This window comes from Bradyrhizobium sp. i1.15.2 (genome assembly GCF_040548425.1).
Taxonomy (GTDB): Bacteria; Pseudomonadota; Alphaproteobacteria; order Rhizobiales; family Xanthobacteraceae; genus Bradyrhizobium; species Bradyrhizobium canariense.
The window spans coordinates 1-1,352 of the sequence record NZ_JBEPRQ010000083.1 but is presented as its reverse complement, the minus strand read 5'-3'; the positions used below and the strand labels follow the sequence as shown (position 1 = coordinate 1,352).

The 1,352-nt window shown below is 51.9% G+C and carries 2 protein-coding genes; one reads left to right on the top strand and one right to left on the bottom strand.

What is annotated here, in order from left to right; translation table 11 throughout:
- Nucleotides 1–237 precede the first annotated feature (237 nt).
- Nucleotides 238–492 (top strand): hypothetical protein, encoded by a 255-nt coding sequence (locus tag ABIB80_RS39300; RefSeq protein WP_279682370.1) that lies wholly within the window; start codon nucleotides 238–240, stop codon nucleotides 490–492.
- Between the two features lie 4 nt (nucleotides 493–496).
- Here ABIB80_RS39300 and ABIB80_RS39295 read toward each other — a convergent pair whose 3' ends face one another.
- Entirely contained in the window at nucleotides 497–1,186 is a 690-nt protein-coding gene (locus ABIB80_RS39295) for a tetratricopeptide repeat protein (RefSeq protein WP_354129650.1), read from the bottom strand.
- Nucleotides 1,187–1,352: the final 166 nt, after the last annotated feature.

Here is a 1,352-nt window from a genome sequence, read left to right as displayed (position 1 = left end):
CCCGCATCGCCTGATGACCTTAAAGCTAGACTTAAGGTCACACGCTTCGCGAATTACCAACCCTCACGCAAGACGGCCCCCATCGGAGGCGTACCCTGATGGACGTCCCCCACCGATGTACCTTGAAGGGGAGAGGACTGCCGCTACGGCCGTGAGGAGCTTCAACACCACAGTAGTGCAAGCGCTCGTTCTGCACTAATCTTCCCATGCGGATGGTCAATTGCATTGGAGGCAAAGATGAACGCCTTTCGACGATTCATTCTCAGCGTGATCGGCGTGTTAGAAATGCTGTTTGTTGTTGGAGTCACTTTTGCGTTTGGTCTCCTAGGCGCTATTCCTCTTGCGATGGTTGCCGGCAGCAGATGGGCGCTAGTTGGTTTCATATTTAGCGGCTCCGTAGGGTTCTGCATTTCAGCGTTGCTGGTGAATATTTCGATGTGCTTAGCTGAAATTGCAGCTAACACCTACTATCTGAAAAATCGCTCACAATAGGGACTCAATTTCTATAGCCTCGATCGAACGGCGAACGTTGAGAAACCTTCTCCGTAGGTTTGCGCTCTTTTGGCTCGCTTTTGGGATCCTCGTGTTTGGGCGAGTGGTGTATCCAGTCGTGCGGCGCCATTACGGTGCTGTAATCCACAGATGACAGTTCGAGGTTGTCCGACAGCAAACCATCAGTAGACGCGGCAGCCAGATCCGGTGTGCGTCCCAAGGGGACAGTCGCTTGGTCGACCAGAGTTGGACGTGATGGGTTCGAGTAAAACGCAAACAAGCCGTAGATAGTGCTAGCAATCAGAATGCAACTGATTGCCGCAAGGAGCAAATACATCGGTTCATCAACTAACCAACTTGCGATGTAGTCGCTTAAGCCTTCTTCCGCGGAAATCTTGGTATAGTTATCGAGTGCAAGTTTCCTAAGCTCTAGCTCTCCGTCTGTCTCGATTGTTAACCGCAGCGCCATTTTGTAAGCGGCTTTTGCACGCGCAAGATCGGTCCAATGTCGTTTCGGTGTAGCTGCCCTTTGTTGATATATAGTCCCGCGCGCCGCGTATGAGCTTCCGTCTCTTCTATTGACGCTGATCGCTTCATCGAGGCTTGCGATGGCACCGTCAAAGTCTCCTTTTTTGACGAAAGCAAAAGCTCGATTTCTATATAGATTTCCTGACGGGTCTAGGAGGATCGCCATTCCGAAGTCTGCGATGGCGCGATCAAAGTCGTTTATCTTTTCATACGAGAGGGCTCGCTTGGAGTAAGTCTGTACGCATACGACGAAGGCCGCCTGATTGACACATGCGCGCGAGCGCGGCGAGTTCTACGATGGCGTTGCGTGAAGGTCAGGCGGCTTGCTGATC

What these genes read in the sequence shown, in the direction of transcription:
- ABIB80_RS39300 (WP_279682370.1), top strand. Translation starts at nt 238, where the DNA reads ATGAACGCCTTTCGACGATTCATTCTCAGCGTGATCGGCGTGTTAGAA.
- ABIB80_RS39295 (WP_354129650.1), bottom strand. Translation starts at nt 1,186, where the DNA reads ATGGCGATCCTCCTAGACCCGTCAGGAAATCTATATAGAAATCGAGCT.